The organism is Plantactinospora sp. KLBMP9567 (assembly GCF_033446045.1).
Classification (GTDB): Bacteria; Actinomycetota; Actinomycetes; order Mycobacteriales; family Micromonosporaceae; genus Plantactinospora.
Genome location: NZ_JAWQRR010000033.1, coordinates 202,631 through 217,628, shown reverse-complemented (window position 1 = coordinate 217,628; position 14,998 = coordinate 202,631). Strand labels below are relative to the sequence as shown.

Here is a 14,998-nt window from a genome sequence, read left to right as displayed (position 1 = left end):
CCATCCGCAGCGCGCGGGGTGTGTCGATCGCGGCCAGCCGACCGTGGTGGATGAACGCGACCCGGTCACACAGCTCGTCGGCGGTGGCCATGTCGTGCGTGGTGAGGAATACCGTGCGGCCGGCGGCAGCCTGGGCGGAGATGATCGACCGGACTCCGGCGGCGTGAATGGGGTCGAGCCCGGAAGTCGGCTCGTCGAGGAAGAGCAGGTCCGGTCGGTGCAGAATCGCCCGGGCCAGGTTGAGCCGCATCTGCATGCCCTTGGACAGCTCACTCGCACGCCGGCCGGCCACCTCGATGAGCCCGACCGCCGTGAGAGCTCCGTCAACCGCTGCGACGGGCAGCCGATGCAGGCCGGCGAACGCGGCGAGGTTCTCCCGAGCAGTGAGCCTCGGATAGTGGGCCGGCAGCTCGAACCCGACCCCGATCCGCTGGTACAGGTCGGTGCGCCAGTCACGGACCGGCCGGCCCAGAACCACCGCCCGGCCGTGGTAGGCCGCCAGCTGGCCGGTCAGCACCCGTTGGGTGGAGGACTTCCCGGCGCCGTTGGGGCCGAGGAAACCGAACACCTCGCCGGTGCGGACCGTGAAGTCGATACCGACGACGGCATCCGTGGCCGCGCCCGGGTAGCGGACCCGCAACCCGGCGACCTCGATGGCAGTTTCCCGCATGCGATGAGTATCTGCATGTCATGCAATCTTTCGTCAAGTGTAAGATTTGAGCGTGGCCGATGGTTTGCGAGAGCGCAAGAAGCGCCGCACCCGCCGGGCGCTGGCGGACGCGGCGTTGCGCCTGTTCGCCGAGCGCGGGTACGAGCAGACGACGGTGGCGGACATCGCCGCTGCCGCGGAGGTTTCCACCCGCACGTTCTTCGCCTACTTCCCGACCCGCGAGGACGTGGTCTTCGCCGACACCGACGAACGGATCGCGGTCATGCGGGAGACCCTCACCGCCCTGCCCGGCGGCACCCCGCCAGTACGTGCCGTGCACCGGATGGTGGAGCAGGTGTTCGCCACCGACGGCGGCATGTTCGGCCCGGCCCGGGCCACCCGCACCGCGCTGGTGCTAACCCGCCCCGAACTGCGCGCCAAGGCCCTGGAACGACTGTTGACAGCCCAACAGATCTTCACCGACTGGCTGCGCACCGCGTACCCAAAGCTCGACGCCGTGGCGGCGGCGACCGTCAGCGGCGCGCTGATGGGCGGCCTGGTCGGCGCCGCCCTGGCCAGCCTGGACCGCGGCGACCCACCGGAACGCATCCGCGCCGAACTGGAACACGCCGTCACACTGATCGCCCGAGGATTGATCGCCATCGACGAGTGACCGCAAGTTCGAGTGCACTCCCCGGCCCGGTAGGTTGTTCCCCTGGGTGTGCCGGGAAGTCTGGTCGGCGTCAGGATGCCCATGCCGATCGACGGGAAGCTCGATGTACCTGTTGCTGATCTTCGCGGTGGTGCTGCTGCTGGCGGTGCTGCTGTCCGCGCTCGCCCACCGTACGGTGCTGTCCACGGCGGTGCTGTTCCTGGTCGCGGGTTTCCTCGTCGGTGACGGCGTGTTCGGCCTCGTCCATGTCACCGCGCAGTCGCCGGTAGTGGCGTCCCTGGCTGAACTGGCCCTGTTCGCGGTGCTGTTCACCGACGGCATGCGGGTCGGCTGGACCGACCTGCGCGCGGCGTGGCGGCTCCCCGGCCGCGCGCTCGGCTGGGGCCTGCCACTCACCCTGCTGGTCACCGCTCTACTCGCGCACTACATCGCCGGCCTGGGCTGGCCCGAATCGCTACTGGTCGGCGCGATCCTCGCGCCGACCGATCCGGTCTTCGCCGCCGCGCTGGTTGGCAACGAGCGGGTGCCCGGGCGGTTGCGACACCTGCTCAACGTCGAATCCGGCGTCAACGACGGGCTCGCGCTGCCGTTTGTGGTGGTCCTGCTCGCCATCGCCGCGAACGAGGACGACCTGCATCTGACGACGCTCGGCACCGAACTGCTGCTGGGCATCGCCATCGGCATCGCGGTGCCGTGGATCGCGATCCGACTGGAACGCACCCGCTGGCTCGCCGTCTCCCCGCAGTACCTGCCCCTGAACGCCGTCGCCATCGGCCTGCTCGTCCTCGCCCTGGGCCAGGCCACCCACGCCAACCTCTTCCTGGCCGCGTTCGCCGCCGGCATCACCGTGGCCACGATCGGCCACCAACAGCGAGAGGCGTTCGAACACTTCGGCGAGTTGGTGGCCGAAATCCTCAAGCTCGCCGCGCTGCTGGTGTTCGGCGCGCTGCTGTCCCCAGCGTTCTTCGCGGACATCGCCGGGACCGGCTGGCTGTTCGCGATCCTGGCCCTGGTCGCGGCCCGCCCGGTCGCGCTGTGGATATCGTTCCTCGGCGCGAAACTCGACCTCCGCGAGCAACTGGCCGCCATGTGGTTCGGCCCGAAGGGCTTCGCCTCGGTCGTCTACGGCCTACTCCTGTTAGCCTCCGGGATCACCGTGGCTGAGGAGGCGTTCGGGCTGGTCGCCCTCACCATCGTGCTGAGCATCCTCCTGCACTCCTCCACCGACGTCATCGTCGCCCGCGGCTTCGGCCCGGATCTGCTGCCGGCCTGGCAGCAACGCCTGGAAACGCATGGCCGCCGGCTACTCAACCGCCGTCGGCCCCAACCGCCCGAACCTGAGCCGGATCCGCCTGCCGGCCGGTCCGGCAACGGAACCGCATGAAGTTCCTGACCATTGGTCCCCTGCTCCGTGCACACCAACCCGCCAACCCCGGCCAGTTCGAACACGACCGAACTGGCCGACCTGCTCGCACCAGCCGGCCGAGAGCCCTCATCAGACCACGCTGTCTCCGTTGCTATCTCGCCCCACCACCGGCAAACACGGTGAACACGACGCCCGCGTCAGCCCCCACGAGGTGGCCAGCCGCAGCCGGTGTACCAGGTGAACATAGCCAGCCGACAACCTGAAGGCCGCCCGATCGAGTTGGTGCCGCCAATTCCGCTGAAGCGCTGACCGTAGCTGACCATGGGTCAAGCCGATGGGTACGGCAGCGGACGGATACGTCTGGCTTGCGGACTCGGTGATGCCGAGGGCCCCGGCTGCGCAGTGACCTGTCTCACGCCTGTCACAACGGTCGCTTGGGCGGTGTCTTGTGGCGGAACCCTCTCGGGATGAAGGAGGCACCAAATGACTGGGAAGACCGGTGTGGTGGTGGTCGGTGGCGGGTACGCGGGCGTGATGGCGGCCAATCGCCTGACGCAGCGTGACGACGTGACTGTGACGCTGATCAATCCGCGTCCGCGTTTCGTCGCGCGGCTTCGCCTGCACCAACTGGTGGGCGGGTCCCACGACGCGGTCGTCGAGTACCGGGAAATCCTGGCCGAGCGGGTCCGGTTGGTGGTCGACACCGTGGCCAGGATCGACGCGGCCGGGCGCAACGTGACGCTGGTGAAGGGCGGCACGGTGGGTTACGACTATCTGATCTATGCGGTGGGCAGCGAAAGCACTGATTGGCGTACGCCGGGAGCAGCCGAGTTCGCCTACCCGATCGCCACCTTGGAAGCGGCGCAGCGGTTGCGGTCCGTCCTCGCCGCCGCGCCCGCAACGGCCGAGGTGACGGTGGTCGGCGCCGGTCCGACCGGCATCGAGACCGCCGCCGAGTTGGCGGAGCAGGGTCGTCGAGTCGCCCTGGTCTGCGGCGGAGTACTCGGTCCGTATCTGCACCCGCAGGCCCGACGCACGGCTTCCAAGCGGATGGCCAAGCTCGGGGTGACCGTGCTCGACGGCCCTGACACCAAGGTCACAGCGGTGACGCCCGACGCCGTACACCTCAGCGGCGGTCGCAGGCTGCCGAGCGAGGTGACCATCTGGACCGCCGGGTTCGGCGTGCCGGACCTGGCGGCCCGCAGCGGGCTGAGCACCGACGCCGTAGGGCGGCTACTCACCGACGAGACGTTGACCAGCGTCGATGATAAGCACGTCGTCGCGGCCGGGGATTCGGCGGCACCGTCGAACCTGCCGTTCCGGATGAGCGCCTATGCCGCGGGGTGTCTGGGCGCGCACGCCGCCGACACGGTACTCCACCGGATCACGGGCGAGCGACCCGCACCGGTGAGTGTGCTCGCCACCGCCATGTGCGTCAGTCTGGGGCGTCGTGTCGGCATCTACCAGCTGGCCAACAAGGACGACATCGCGATCAGGGTCTACCTCGGCGGCCGCCCGGGCGCGAAGCTCAAGGAGTACTCCTGCGAGGCCAGCGTCAAGCATCTGGCGGTCGAGGCACGCAAGCCTGGTTCACACAGCTGGCTCAAGAACAACAAGCGGCAGCAGATGCTGGACGCCAACCGTGGCCAGGCGCGGACCACTACGGAACGGACAGCGTAGCCATACATGAGCAGTTCGGTCGATCGTCAATGAACCTGGGATAGCTCGTCGTGCAGCGGCCTGATCGCGGCGCCGCTGCACGCGTGCGCCCCGCAGCGGCTCCGAAAGCGATGGATCGCCGGCAGCTCGGCGTTGTCACGGCCGTACGCCGACCGGTGTCCCACGGTCCATCACACCAATGCAGGGTCGGTCGGTTCGAACGACTACCACCGCAAGAGGACCGTGCTGGATCCGCCCCTCACAGGACATCCGGCAACGGGCCAGCCGGGAAGGGAGAGAGCCGAGACATGGGCGCCCACGCCATCGACCCGGCGACCGAGACGTTCGTCGCCCATCGCAACCTACTGTTCACCGTCGCCTACGAGATGCTCGGATCGGCGGCCGACGCCGAAGACGTCCTCCAGGAAACCTGGCTGCGCTGGGTCAAGGTCGACCTGGGACCAGTACGGGACCAGCGCGCCTACCTGGTCCGCATCACGACCCGGCAAGCGCTCAACCGGCTACGCACGATGAAGCGCCGCAAAGAAGCCTACGTCGGTCCCTGGCTGCCTGAACCACTGCTCACCGCGCCGGACATCGCCGAGGACGCCGAACTCGCCGAGAGCATGTCGATGGCACTCATGCTCGTCCTGGAGACGCTGTCACCGACCGAGCGCGCCGTCTTCGTGCTACGCGAAGCGTTCGATATCAGCTACAACGAAATCGCCGCCGCCGTCGGCAAGAGCCCCGCCGCCGTCCGCCAGATCGCCCACCGCGCCCGCCAGCACGTTGACGCCCGCCGCCCCCGCCAGGTGGTCTCCCCGAACGAAACCCGAACGGCTCTGGAATCGCTGCAACGCGCGCTCGAAACCGGGGACCCACAGGTCCTCCTTGACGTGCTCGCACCCGACGTGGTCCTGGTCGCCGACGGCGGCGGCATCAAACACGCCGCGCTGCGGCCAGTCACCGGCGCCGAGAAGATAACTCGCTTCTTCGTCAGCGGCCTCGGCAAGCTCGAAGCCACCCTCACCAGCAACCCCACCCTGGTCAACGGCAACCCCGCACTCGTCCTCCGCCTCGACGGCGAAATCGACGCTATCCTAGCGGTCCGCGTCGAAAACGCCCGGGTCACCGGCCTCTACTACGTCCGCAACCCGGCAAAACTGACCCGAGTCACATCCGAAATCCCGCTCACCCTGCGATGAACACCAGACGCGAAAGCAGCGGTGGAGCTCGGTCGTCCGCACCGACTGGGTCGGACGCTCGATGCCCCGGGCCCGCGCTCCATCGCCGACTACGACGAGTTGTTCGAACCATCCGCGACGCCCGCCGCAACAACAGCGGCCGGCAACTCGGCGACCCCCCGCACGGCGGCCGCCGTCCTGTACATCCTCGACGTGCCGCAGCCGCAGTCGCCGCGCCACCTCGTCCTCGGCTCCGCTGCCCTGCGGGTGGTCCGGGTGGGCCGCGACGCCGTCGACCACGACCTCGCCACCTGGGGGAAGCTCCCCCCTCGCCACCGACTTCCCGCATACGCTCGTCAACCGGTGGCAGCCCTCGCACCGGTCGACTGCATCGGCGCCCGGCGCCCCGGGCGCCGATGCAGCGAGCACTACTACTGCTCGACGTCCGAGAACAGGCCCTTGAACGTCACCTGCGTGCCCTGGAGGCCGCCGAAGACAGCGCCGGCTGCGGGGGTGGCGACCGCCGCGGAGGCGTCCTCGTAGCTGTCGAAGTAAAGGTCGAGGGTCCGGTACGCGGGCGTGGGCGTGCCGTCCTCCTTCGGCCACACCTTGGCCGACTCCACCCGCTGAAGCTTCGGGAACGTCATCGCGGCCGCCAGCACCTCGGCGTAGGCCTTCTCGAACTCGTCCGGGTTCGCGGGGTTGTCGACGATCAACGTGATCTTGGTAGGCATGATGGTCTCCTTGCCGGACGTTGCGTAACGAACGTTCTTTCTTATTCGACGCCAGACAGCGGCGATTCCCAGCCTCAAGACCGAACATTCCAACTCTCACTTGAATACGTGGCACTCGGTCCTTACGGGCACCTGAGGTGGGCAAACGGCGAGCCGCCGGAGGCTGACGATGGTCGACGACAGGATCGCCACGAAGATGCCGATGGACAGGCCGGACATCGCCCGGCGGATCTGGGCCGACGTCATCGGCGCGGCCACCGCGCCGGTGCGGTCCTCAACTTCGGCGGTCATGTGTTACCCCATTCGACGGGGTAGCGGCGGTCCACCCGCAGTGGGCGAGCGGACCGCCGCTCCCCCACTGCACAGAACGTGCGGTTCCGGACACGTCCTGAGCGTGAGAGGTCACCGCGCGGCTTGCATGATGATCTTCGTGACGGGTCGTCTACCCGCACCGAGCCTGGCACCGGAAGAGGTACGTGAAGCTGACCGGCCACCGGGATCACTCCTCGTCCCGGCCGTGAACAGCGACGGGACGAGGAGGCCACAGCTCACGTCAGCGACCGTACGCTTCGAGCAGGCGGAGCCAGACTTCGCTGACGGTGGGGTAGGCGGGTACCGCGTGCCAGAGCCGGTCGAGGGGGACTTCGCCGACGACGGCGATGGTGGCGGCGTGCAGCAGTTCGGCGACGTCGGGGCCGGCGAGGGTGAACCCGACGATCACTTTGCGGTCTTCGTCGACGACCATCCGGGCGTGGCCCTGGTAGCCCTCGGCGTGCAACGCCGAGCCGGCCACCGCGGCCAGGTCGTAGTCCAGGACCCGGATCCGCAGTCCGGCGGCCTCGGCAGTGGCCGCGGTCAGCCCGACCGAGGCGATCTCCGGCTCGGTGAACACCACCTGCGGTACCGCCCGCTCATCAGCCGTGGCGGCGTGCCGCCCCCACCGGTCGTCCTCGACGGTCTCACCCTTGGCCCGGGCCACGATGACATCACCGACCGCGCGGGCCTGGTATTTGCCCTGGTGAGTGAGCAGCACCCGCCGGTTCACATCACCCGCGGCATACAGCCAGCCCCCACCGACCAGCGCCCCGCCTTCGTCAACGACCCGCAACGTGTCATCGACCGGCAACCAGCCGCCGGGCTTGAAACCGATCCGGTCCAGGCCGATGTCCTGGGTGTTCGGGGTACGACCGGTCGCCACCAACAGCTCATCGGCCTCCACCTGCCCACCATCAGCCAGGGTCAGGTGCACGGTGCCGTCGCTGTCGCGGCTCACCGCCACCGCCTCAGCACCCACCCGCACCGATACCCCCGCCTCCTGCAGCGACTCGGTGACGAGTTCACCGGCGAACGGCTCAGCCAGCGGCAGCACTCCGTCCCGGGCCAGCACCGTCACCACCGAACCGAGGCTCGCGTACGCGGTGGCCATCTCGGTGGCCACCACGCCCCCACCGATCACCGCAAGCCGACCCGGCACCTCGGTCGCCGCGGCCGCCTCCCGGCTCGTCCAGGGCTTCGCTTCAGGCAGGCCGGTGATGTCCGGGAGCAGCGCACCACTGCCGGTCGCGACGACCACCGCGTGCCGGGCCGTCAGCGTGACGATGGCACCGTCAGCACCGGCCACCTCGACGACTCGTTCCGAGCTGATCCGGCCCTGACCACGGAACAAGGCGATCCCGGCCGAGTCCAGCCAGGACACCTGGCCGTCGTCCTTCCAGTTCGAGGCGAACGCGTCGCGGCGGCGCAGCACCGCTGCCGCATCCAGCTCACCGGTCACGGCCTCACGGGCGCCAGGCAGCCGGCGCGCTGCCCGCAACGCCGATGCACTGCGCAGCAACGCCTTGGTCGGCATGCACGCCCAGTACGAGCACTCTCCACCGACGAGCTCGCGTTCCACGATGGCGGCGGTCAGACCGCCCTGCACCACCCGATCGGCGACGTTCTCCCCCACCGGCCCCGCGCCGAGCACGATCACGTCAAACGTCGTGGCACTCATGTCAGTTTTCCTTCGCCGCGCGGCCCAGCCGCACAGCCGAGACGAGGAAGAAGATCGCACCCGGAATCGCGTAACCGACCGCGTTGGTCAACGCCGGGTCCGCCGTCGAGGCGGCCGCGAAGAACGAGCCACCGGCCAGCACAGACAGGCCACCGCTGAAGATCATCGGCCACTGGCCGCCCATCCTGCGGCGCCGGACCGCCACGATCAGCTGGATCAGACCGGCGACCACCGCCCACGCGCCCCACACCCGCAGCACGGCCGGGATGCCGGAGGCGGCGGCGACGGCCAGACCGATGGCAGCGAGCGAGCTGACCGCGATGTTGAGGTAGAGCAGGGCCGGCGATCCCGTGCTGCGCGACGCCCGGGCATCGACCACAGCAGCCGCCACGTCGAACAGCGGGTACAACACGAACAAGGTGCCCACCACCGGGTTGAGCTCATCCGTGATCGCGAACATCACCCCAGCCCAGACGATCGCGAACACGAAACGCACGAAATACAGCCGCCGCAGAGCAGCCGCCGTCGACGAGATACCGGGCGCGGCAACGGTGATCATGATCATCCCTTCGTCGGTTCCTGAGGCCACCGCAACCAGCGTCAGCCACGGCCGGAACACCACTCCTGAAGAACGAACGTTCTGTCGGCTCCCAACGATGACACCCGCGATCCGCTCTGTCAAGACGGAACGTTCTATCCGCTACGATCGGCGTATAGATCGCAGCGAGACGGAAGAGTGGCCGTCCGAAGCGAAGTTCCGGCTGCCCAAAACACGGAAATGAGGGCCTTTGGCGGCCTCTTGGTCGGAGGGGACCACTTGGTCGGCACCGACCAGATCGTTCCGGAGGCACACGATCGGCTCGAGACCCGCCAGCGGAGGGCGACCTCCCCGTGACCCTAAATACATTAGGTTTCTAGCTTCATGGCGTAGGATGCGGGCATGGGACGAGCGAACTTGACCCCGGCGGTCGTCATCGCTGCGGCGGCAGAGCTGGCGGACCGGGAGGGGTTCGACACGATCACCCTGTCGGCGCTGGCCCGCCGGTTCGGGGTGCAGACCGCAAGCCTCTACTCCCATGTCCGCGACCGGTCCGCCCTGCTCGACGGCGTGCACGAGCTGGCACTCGGCGAGCTCGCCGGCCAGATAGCGATGGCCATCAGCGGCCGCTCGGGACGAGACGCCCTGATCGCTCTCGCCGACGCGCACCGCGACTATGCCCGCCGGTTCCCCGGCCGCTGGACCGCTCTGCAACGCCCGGCGGCGGCATCGACCGTCGACTCCGGCGCGGCCGGCCACCTTGTCCGGCTCACCCTGGCGATGCTCCGGGGCTACCAGCTGCCGGAGACCGAGCTCGTGCATGCCACCCGGCTGCTCGGCGCGACCATCAACGGCTTCCTGGCGATCGAGGCGAACGGCGGCTTCGGGCACCGCGAGCCCCCGCCCGAGGTCTCCTGGCGGCGGGCTCTGGATGCGCTCGACACCGTCTTCCGCGACTGGTCGACCGAAGGGAATTCCTGATGCACGTCCTCGCCAAACTTCTTCGCGGCGTCGCCGAGGTCGAGGTCACCCCGCGCGGCCTCCGGCCGCACCGGCTGCCCGCCTGGGTGCGGGAGCAGTTCCCGGACGGGCAGCTTCTCTCGATGGAGAGCCAGCCGTCCGGCGTACGCATCGTGTTCCGAACGGCGGCGAGCTCGGTCACCCTGGTGACCCACCCCACCTGGATCGCGTACGGGGGCGCCGAGCGGCCACGGGGGCGCATCGACGTCTACGCCGACGGTGAGCTCGCCGTCCGGGACACGCTCGACGGCGGCGACCGGATCGAGGTCGACCTCACCAGTGGCCGGAGCGTCTTGCACCTCGGGGAGGCGCACACGACCGCGGTTTCCGGTCTGCCCGACGGCCGTCACCGGATCGAGGTCTGGCTGCCGCACAACGAGAGCATCGAACTGATCAACCTGTGGGCCGACGCCCCGATCGAGCCGGACGACGCCGGCCTGCCGCTGTGGGTGCATCACGGCAGCTCGATCAGCCACGGCTCGAACGCAGTCGCGCCCAGCGAAATCTGGCCGGCTGTCGCCGCCCGCCGCGCCGGTGTCGAGCTACGCAATCTCGGCTTGGGCGGCAGCGCGCTGGTCGATCCGTTCCTGGCCCGCGTAATCCGCGACGCCCCGGCCGACTACATCAGCATCAAGCTCGGCATCAACGTCGTGAACCTCGACGCGATGCGGCTACGGGCCTTCGTCCCCGCCGTCCACGGCTTCCTCGACACGATCCGCGACGGCCACCCCGACGTACCGCTGCTGCTGATCTCGCCGCTGTTCTGCGGGATCCACGAGCACAGTCCAGGCCCGGGCGCGATCGACCCGGCCTCGATCGGCAGCGACCAGGTGCGTTTCATCGCGACCGGAACACCCGAGGACGTCACGCTGGGGCGCCTGACGCTCCAGGTGATCCGGCGCGAGCTCCGCTCACTGGCCGACCGTCGCACGGCCGACAAGAACCTGCACTACCTGGACGGCACTTCCCTGTACGGCTCAAACGACGCCGCGGAGCTCCCGTTATCCGACGGCTTGCACCCGAGCCCCGCGGCCCACCAGCGGATCGGCGCGCGGTTCGCCGAGTACGCCTTCACCGGCGCCGGCCCGTTCCGCCCGATGAACGAACCCGCGCCGGAACCAACCCGTCCGCAGGGGCAAGGCCATCGCGTCAACGGAAAGGGATCGATGTGACTCTTCCCGCAAGTCCATCGGCATTACCCTCTGTTACGAGACGTCCGGCACCGGCTCAACCACGGCGGCGCCCGGCAAGCCAACGCCGTCCTCTACCGCGTGGTGCTCTGCCGCCTGCGCTGGCACTCCCACACCGCGACCTTGTCGGGGGCGGTCAGGCAGTGTCGCGCGGGGTGTAGAGCATGACCCAGTGGTCTCGTTCGTGGTCGTGCAGGACTTCGGTGTCGAAGGTCAGCCATCCGCGGCTCGGGTGGCGCAGGCGCTTGACGGCCGACCGCCACGCACCGACGGCGCCCTGCTCCCAAAGATCGCGAAAGGCGGCGTTCTCCTCCCAGAGCTCGGCCCGCAGCGACTGAAGGTACTCGTCATCGTGGCCGGCTGAGCGCCGACCGCAACTCCGCGGTCGACACCCGCGCCAGTTCCTCAACACCGTCCTCGCCGAGCACCTCCGTGACCGCCACAGCGGTGAAGCACTGATAGACGATGTTGCGCCGGAACCGCCCGGTGGCCGATAGCTGCCCGAAAAGCTCGGCCGCGGCGGCGTTGTAGGCCACCATGTCGAGACGTCCGTCGTGGATGCTGACCGGCATGGTGTCGTCGAGGGTGCGGAGCAGACGGAGGAAACCCGGCCGGATCTCGGCACCCGGCGACTCCGGCTCGGGAGGCAACTCGCCGGCCAGCCGGAACAAGTGATCTCGCTCAGCGGCGGCGAACTCGAACGCCCGCCAGCGCCGTGAGGACCTCACGTGACGGACGCTGGGCGCGGCCCTGTTCCGGCGACCGTCGCGGGCGTGGCCCTCCTGGTACCAGGCGTGACGTGGTCTCCCCCGATCGGCGGTGGACCGCATGCACTCGATCAGGCGCAAAACAGGACGGTACGAGCAGAGCGGAACATTTCCGCACCACCAGGGAACGGCAATGCCTGAATGAAGCAGACGCCCGAAGCTGGATCCGCACTGCGGATCGCCCAGCATTTCATCACCGCCGTCGAGGCGAAGGACCTGGACGCCGTCGCGGAAGCCTTGGCGCCCGACGCCCAGCAGCTCTTCATGCACACCAAGAGGACCAGGTACGGCGATGGCGCCGCCACCATCGTCACCGGCGAGAACCGGAGAGCGGTCTGCGTCGCCCATCTCAAGGGCCGGCACGAGGTCCTCGCGTACACCGAAGGTTTGATGGGCAAATTCAACCCGCTGCGCTGGAGCGACACCGAATGGTCGGCGTCCCCGGACGGATCTCAGGTGTTCTTTCGCGGAAAGGGGAACATGGTCGTCGCTCGCACCGGCAAGCCGTACCGCAACCATTACGTCACCATCTTCGACATCAACGACGGCAGGATCGTGCGGATGGCCGAATACGCGGACGCGTTCGCGTACGCCGGACTCCGGATTCGACCGAACGACGCGGAGCTCCGGTCGTTCCTCCGCGCCGCCGGCCGTCTCCTTTCGTTCACCCGACCGCCTCGACCGAGGGTCAGGCCGCGATGATGTCTGCGGGCACGTCGCCGACTGCGGCGCGCTCGGCGACGGTCAGCCGTACCAGTGAACCTTTCTCAACCTCCCCTTGCGGTCCGTCGGAGCGCGAGTTCGGACCCGGTGTGTGAGCGCCGCGCGGTTCAGGTTGAAAAGGGTTCAGTCATCGGGCCGACCTGAAGCGCAGCGTCACGATCTGGAACGGCCGCAGCTCGAGTTCGACGTTCTCCGGGGACTGCCACGCGCGCTGGTCGAGATCACGTTCGGGCAGGTCCGTCGTCCAGGCGACGGTGACGTCGAAGTCTCGGCCGGACGGTCGACCGGGTACCCGTGTCTGCCGCTTCTACAGGCGGACGACGAGGGCGCCCGAGCGGCCCTCGGCGAGTTTGACCGCTGCCACGAGCACGGACTGGTAGACCGAACGTTCTATTCGCTAAAGTAGTCGCATGACGCGCACCGAAACCGGACCCCGGCCCTCCGAGGCGCGGCTCCGGCTACTCAACACCGCAATCCGGATCTTCTACGCGGAGGGCATCCACGCGGTCGGTGTCGACCGGATCATCGCCGAGGCGAAGGTCACCCGGGCCACCTTCTACCGGCACTTCCCGGGCAAGGAGGACCTTGTGCTCACCTACCTGCGCGAGGTCCACCAGATGGACCGCAGCGCGGTCGACGCGGTGATCGCCGCCAACCCGTCGCCGGTCGACGCCCTCGTGGCCGTGGCGAACTCCATCGCTCAAAGCATCCAGTCTCCCGGATTCCGCGGATGCGCCTTCCTGAACGCCGCCGCGGAGTACCCGGACTCCGGTCATCCGGTGCACCAGCAGATCATCGCCCACCGGCAATGGTTCCTGGACCGACTCACGATGTTGATGGCGCAGGTCGCGGAGGACTCGTCGGATGCCGCCGCGCGCCACTTCGTCATGCTGCGCGACGGCGCCATGGCAGCCGGTTGCCTGTTCGACCCGGCACTGGTGTCCGAGACCTTCCTCCGCGGAATCGAAGGACTGGTCCGGATCCACGGCCAGCGCCAGCCGACCGATTCCGCGGGCCAGTTGCGATGCGCACCCGAACTCAACACACGAGCCTGACCTCGACAACTCACTGGCTGGCGCGGCAAGGGCCGCCGACCGCCCAGATCGTGCAGGCTGCCCTCGTCCTTCACACCGCCGAAGACGCCCGCCACCCACGATGAAGATGGCTCGGTAGTGGCGCTGTTGGACCGCCGGTGGGGTTGAGGCCAAGGCCTCGTTGGGATGGATGAATCGGAACTCCCTCTCGCCGCAGAGCGGACCTGCCAGCTCGCGACGGTGCTGGCCACAGTGCCGGCCGCACGGGCCGTGCACTGTGACGCCCGGCGACACCACGGCGCCGCGCCCCGTCCGTCGGCTAGCTATCCTCGCGAAGTCATGTCTACTCCCCCGCCCCCGCCTGACGGGCAGCCGACCGGCTCGAAGCTGGAGCGGCGTGTGGTTGCCGCCGCGCAGGCCGCGTTGGCCCGTCATCGGTATGTTTCGCCGCTCACCCTGCTCAGCGCGCTCGGTTGGCTTCCGGGCAACGTGGTGGACCGGTGGCGCCAGGGCCGTGTTCCGGAGTTGGAGCGGGGTGCGGCGGTGCCGCCGTCGCGGCTGCTGGAGGCGCTGGAGATTTTCGGTCGTTGGGCGCGGGACGAGGGACTGCAGCCGGACGAGGTCGACTACCTCGCCGCGACCCGCGACCGCCGCCCGCTGCGCTTCACCACCGACGGCGATCCCGACATCGAGCGAGCTTATCGGACACACTGGGCCTCCGGCACGCTCTCCGAAACCGCGCGGGCGCGGCTGGTACAGCGGCAGAGCACGCCGCCCGACCTGGTGGTGCACTCGGCGGTCACCGCGTGGACCTGCGCCGAGTGCGGACAGACAGGAGAACTACTCGTCTCCGAAGACGCGCAGATCCTCTGCCTGACCTGTACGGACCTGGATCATCTGGTCTTCCTGCCCGCCGGGGACGCGGCGATGACCCGACGAGCGAAGAAGGCCAGCACCCTGTCCGCCATGGTGGTGCGCTTCAACCGGGCCCGGAAACGGTACGACCGGCTGGGGCTGCTGGTGGAACCGGCCGGGCTGGACAGCGCCGAACGGCAGTGCCTGGGTGACGAGGCCGCGCGGCTACGCCGCCGCGAGCGAGACCGCGAACGCCGGGCCGACCAGGACGTGGCGTTGACGGCCCGGATGACCGAGGAGATCCTTCGGCTCTTCCCAGGTTGTCCAGCTTCCAGAGCCGAGGCGATCGCCGGACACACCGGGCTGCGGGGCAGCGGCCGGGTCGGACGCTCCGCAGCCGGCCGCGCCGTAGACCACGAAGCGATGACCCGCGCGGTGATCGCCTCGATCCGGCACGAGGACACCGAGTACGACCAACTGCTGATGGCCGGCATCCCGCGCGCCGAGGCACGGGAGCGGATCCGCACCGACATCGACCGCGTCCTTACCACCTGGCGCACCAACGCCTGACGACCGCCGGGCTGTCCCGATGCCGCAGCCACCGCTCGCCCCG

16 protein-coding genes are annotated in these 14,998 nt (G+C 69.0%); 9 read left to right on the top strand and 7 right to left on the bottom strand.

Annotation, left to right across the window (positions count from 1 at the left end):
- Positions 1–670, bottom strand: a 670-nt coding sequence (locus R6Y94_RS25150; RefSeq protein ID WP_318398312.1) for an ABC transporter ATP-binding protein, incomplete at its 3' end; no start/stop codon positions are given.
- A gap of 52 nt (positions 671–722) precedes the next feature.
- Between R6Y94_RS25150 and R6Y94_RS25145 the strand changes: the two genes are divergently transcribed.
- The 4 genes from R6Y94_RS25145 (at position 723) to R6Y94_RS25130 (ending at position 5,552) form a co-directional block, all read left to right on the top strand.
- Positions 723–1,322, top strand: coding sequence for a TetR family transcriptional regulator (locus tag R6Y94_RS25145; protein ID WP_318398311.1), 600 nt, complete (start codon positions 723–725; stop codon positions 1,320–1,322).
- 103 nt (positions 1,323–1,425) lie between these two features.
- Positions 1,426–2,706, top strand: a complete 1,281-nt coding sequence (locus R6Y94_RS25140) for a cation:proton antiporter (RefSeq protein WP_318398310.1) — start codon at positions 1,426–1,428, stop codon at positions 2,704–2,706.
- Between the two features lie 465 nt (positions 2,707–3,171).
- The gene (locus R6Y94_RS25135) at positions 3,172–4,368 is read left to right on the top strand and encodes an NAD(P)/FAD-dependent oxidoreductase (RefSeq protein ID WP_318398309.1); all 1,197 of its coding nucleotides are present in this window, start codon (positions 3,172–3,174) and stop codon (positions 4,366–4,368) included.
- Between the two features lie 287 nt (positions 4,369–4,655).
- Positions 4,656–5,552, top strand: coding sequence for an RNA polymerase sigma-70 factor (locus R6Y94_RS25130; protein ID WP_318398308.1), 897 nt, complete (start codon positions 4,656–4,658; stop codon positions 5,550–5,552).
- 410 nt (positions 5,553–5,962) lie between these two features.
- Here R6Y94_RS25130 and R6Y94_RS25125 read toward each other — a convergent pair whose 3' ends face one another.
- The 4 genes from R6Y94_RS25125 to R6Y94_RS25110 form a co-directional block, all read right to left on the bottom strand.
- On the bottom strand, positions 5,963–6,265 hold the full coding sequence (locus tag R6Y94_RS25125; RefSeq protein ID WP_318398307.1) for a hypothetical protein: 303 nt from the start codon (positions 6,263–6,265) through the stop codon (positions 5,963–5,965).
- A 96-nt stretch (positions 6,266–6,361) separates the two neighbouring features.
- Positions 6,362–6,556, bottom strand: coding sequence for a hypothetical protein (locus R6Y94_RS25120; RefSeq protein WP_318398306.1), 195 nt, complete (start codon positions 6,554–6,556; stop codon positions 6,362–6,364).
- A 262-nt stretch (positions 6,557–6,818) separates the two neighbouring features.
- On the bottom strand, positions 6,819–8,258 hold the full coding sequence (locus R6Y94_RS25115; protein WP_318398305.1) for an NAD(P)/FAD-dependent oxidoreductase: 1,440 nt from the start codon (positions 8,256–8,258) through the stop codon (positions 6,819–6,821).
- A gap of 1 nt (position 8,259) precedes the next feature.
- Complete coding sequence (locus R6Y94_RS25110) at positions 8,260–8,940, bottom strand: hypothetical protein (protein WP_318398304.1); 681 nt, start codon at positions 8,938–8,940, stop codon at positions 8,260–8,262.
- A 258-nt stretch (positions 8,941–9,198) separates the two neighbouring features.
- On the opposite strand from R6Y94_RS25110, the gene R6Y94_RS25105 reads away from it, so the two are divergent.
- The gene (locus R6Y94_RS25105) at positions 9,199–9,777 is read left to right on the top strand and encodes a TetR/AcrR family transcriptional regulator (RefSeq protein WP_318398303.1); all 579 of its coding nucleotides are present in this window, start codon (positions 9,199–9,201) and stop codon (positions 9,775–9,777) included.
- Complete coding sequence (locus R6Y94_RS25100) at positions 9,777–10,988, top strand: GDSL-type esterase/lipase family protein (RefSeq protein WP_412102870.1); 1,212 nt, start codon at positions 9,777–9,779, stop codon at positions 10,986–10,988. The genes R6Y94_RS25105 and R6Y94_RS25100 overlap by 1 nt, the downstream gene beginning before the upstream one ends.
- A gap of 154 nt (positions 10,989–11,142) precedes the next feature.
- On the opposite strand, the gene R6Y94_RS45300 is transcribed toward R6Y94_RS25100, so the two are convergent.
- The gene (locus R6Y94_RS45300) at positions 11,143–11,418 is read right to left on the bottom strand and encodes a hypothetical protein (protein WP_412102869.1); all 276 of its coding nucleotides are present in this window, start codon (positions 11,416–11,418) and stop codon (positions 11,143–11,145) included.
- Positions 11,354–11,734, bottom strand: a complete 381-nt coding sequence (locus tag R6Y94_RS25090; protein ID WP_318398300.1) for a hypothetical protein — start codon at positions 11,732–11,734, stop codon at positions 11,354–11,356. The genes R6Y94_RS45300 and R6Y94_RS25090 overlap by 65 nt, the downstream gene beginning before the upstream one ends.
- Before the next feature lie 180 nt (positions 11,735–11,914).
- Between R6Y94_RS25090 and R6Y94_RS25085 the strand changes: the two genes are divergently transcribed.
- The 3 genes from R6Y94_RS25085 to R6Y94_RS25075 all read left to right on the top strand — a co-directional run bounded on the left by R6Y94_RS25085 (position 11,915) and on the right by R6Y94_RS25075 (position 14,955).
- Positions 11,915–12,475: a nuclear transport factor 2 family protein gene (locus R6Y94_RS25085; RefSeq protein WP_318398299.1), complete on the top strand. Its 561-nt coding sequence runs from the start codon at positions 11,915–11,917 to the stop codon at positions 12,473–12,475.
- A 431-nt stretch (positions 12,476–12,906) separates the two neighbouring features.
- Positions 12,907–13,551 (top strand): TetR/AcrR family transcriptional regulator, encoded by a 645-nt coding sequence (locus R6Y94_RS25080; RefSeq protein ID WP_318398298.1) that lies wholly within the window; start codon positions 12,907–12,909, stop codon positions 13,549–13,551.
- 318 nt (positions 13,552–13,869) lie between these two features.
- The gene (locus R6Y94_RS25075; protein ID WP_318398297.1) at positions 13,870–14,955 is read left to right on the top strand and encodes a DUF2293 domain-containing protein; all 1,086 of its coding nucleotides are present in this window, start codon (positions 13,870–13,872) and stop codon (positions 14,953–14,955) included.
- Positions 14,956–14,998 lie beyond the last annotated feature (43 nt).

What these genes read in the sequence shown, in the direction of transcription:
- R6Y94_RS25085 (WP_318398299.1), top strand. Translation starts at nt 11,915, where the DNA reads ATGAAGCAGACGCCCGAAGCTGGATCCGCACTGCGGATCGCCCAGCAT.
- R6Y94_RS25125 (WP_318398307.1), bottom strand. Translation starts at nt 6,265, where the DNA reads ATGCCTACCAAGATCACGTTGATCGTCGACAACCCCGCGAACCCGGAC.
- R6Y94_RS25140 (WP_318398310.1), top strand. Translation starts at nt 1,426, where the DNA reads ATGTACCTGTTGCTGATCTTCGCGGTGGTGCTGCTGCTGGCGGTGCTG.
- R6Y94_RS25100 (WP_412102870.1), top strand. Translation starts at nt 9,777, where the DNA reads ATGCACGTCCTCGCCAAACTTCTTCGCGGCGTCGCCGAGGTCGAGGTC.
- R6Y94_RS25075 (WP_318398297.1), top strand. Translation starts at nt 13,870, where the DNA reads ATGTCTACTCCCCCGCCCCCGCCTGACGGGCAGCCGACCGGCTCGAAG.
- R6Y94_RS25115 (WP_318398305.1), bottom strand. Translation starts at nt 8,258, where the DNA reads ATGAGTGCCACGACGTTTGACGTGATCGTGCTCGGCGCGGGGCCGGTG.
- R6Y94_RS25135 (WP_318398309.1), top strand. Translation starts at nt 3,172, where the DNA reads ATGACTGGGAAGACCGGTGTGGTGGTGGTCGGTGGCGGGTACGCGGGC.
- R6Y94_RS25080 (WP_318398298.1), top strand. Translation starts at nt 12,907, where the DNA reads ATGACGCGCACCGAAACCGGACCCCGGCCCTCCGAGGCGCGGCTCCGG.
- R6Y94_RS25120 (WP_318398306.1), bottom strand. Translation starts at nt 6,556, where the DNA reads ATGACCGCCGAAGTTGAGGACCGCACCGGCGCGGTGGCCGCGCCGATG.
- R6Y94_RS25130 (WP_318398308.1), top strand. Translation starts at nt 4,656, where the DNA reads ATGGGCGCCCACGCCATCGACCCGGCGACCGAGACGTTCGTCGCCCAT.
- R6Y94_RS25105 (WP_318398303.1), top strand. Translation starts at nt 9,199, where the DNA reads ATGGGACGAGCGAACTTGACCCCGGCGGTCGTCATCGCTGCGGCGGCA.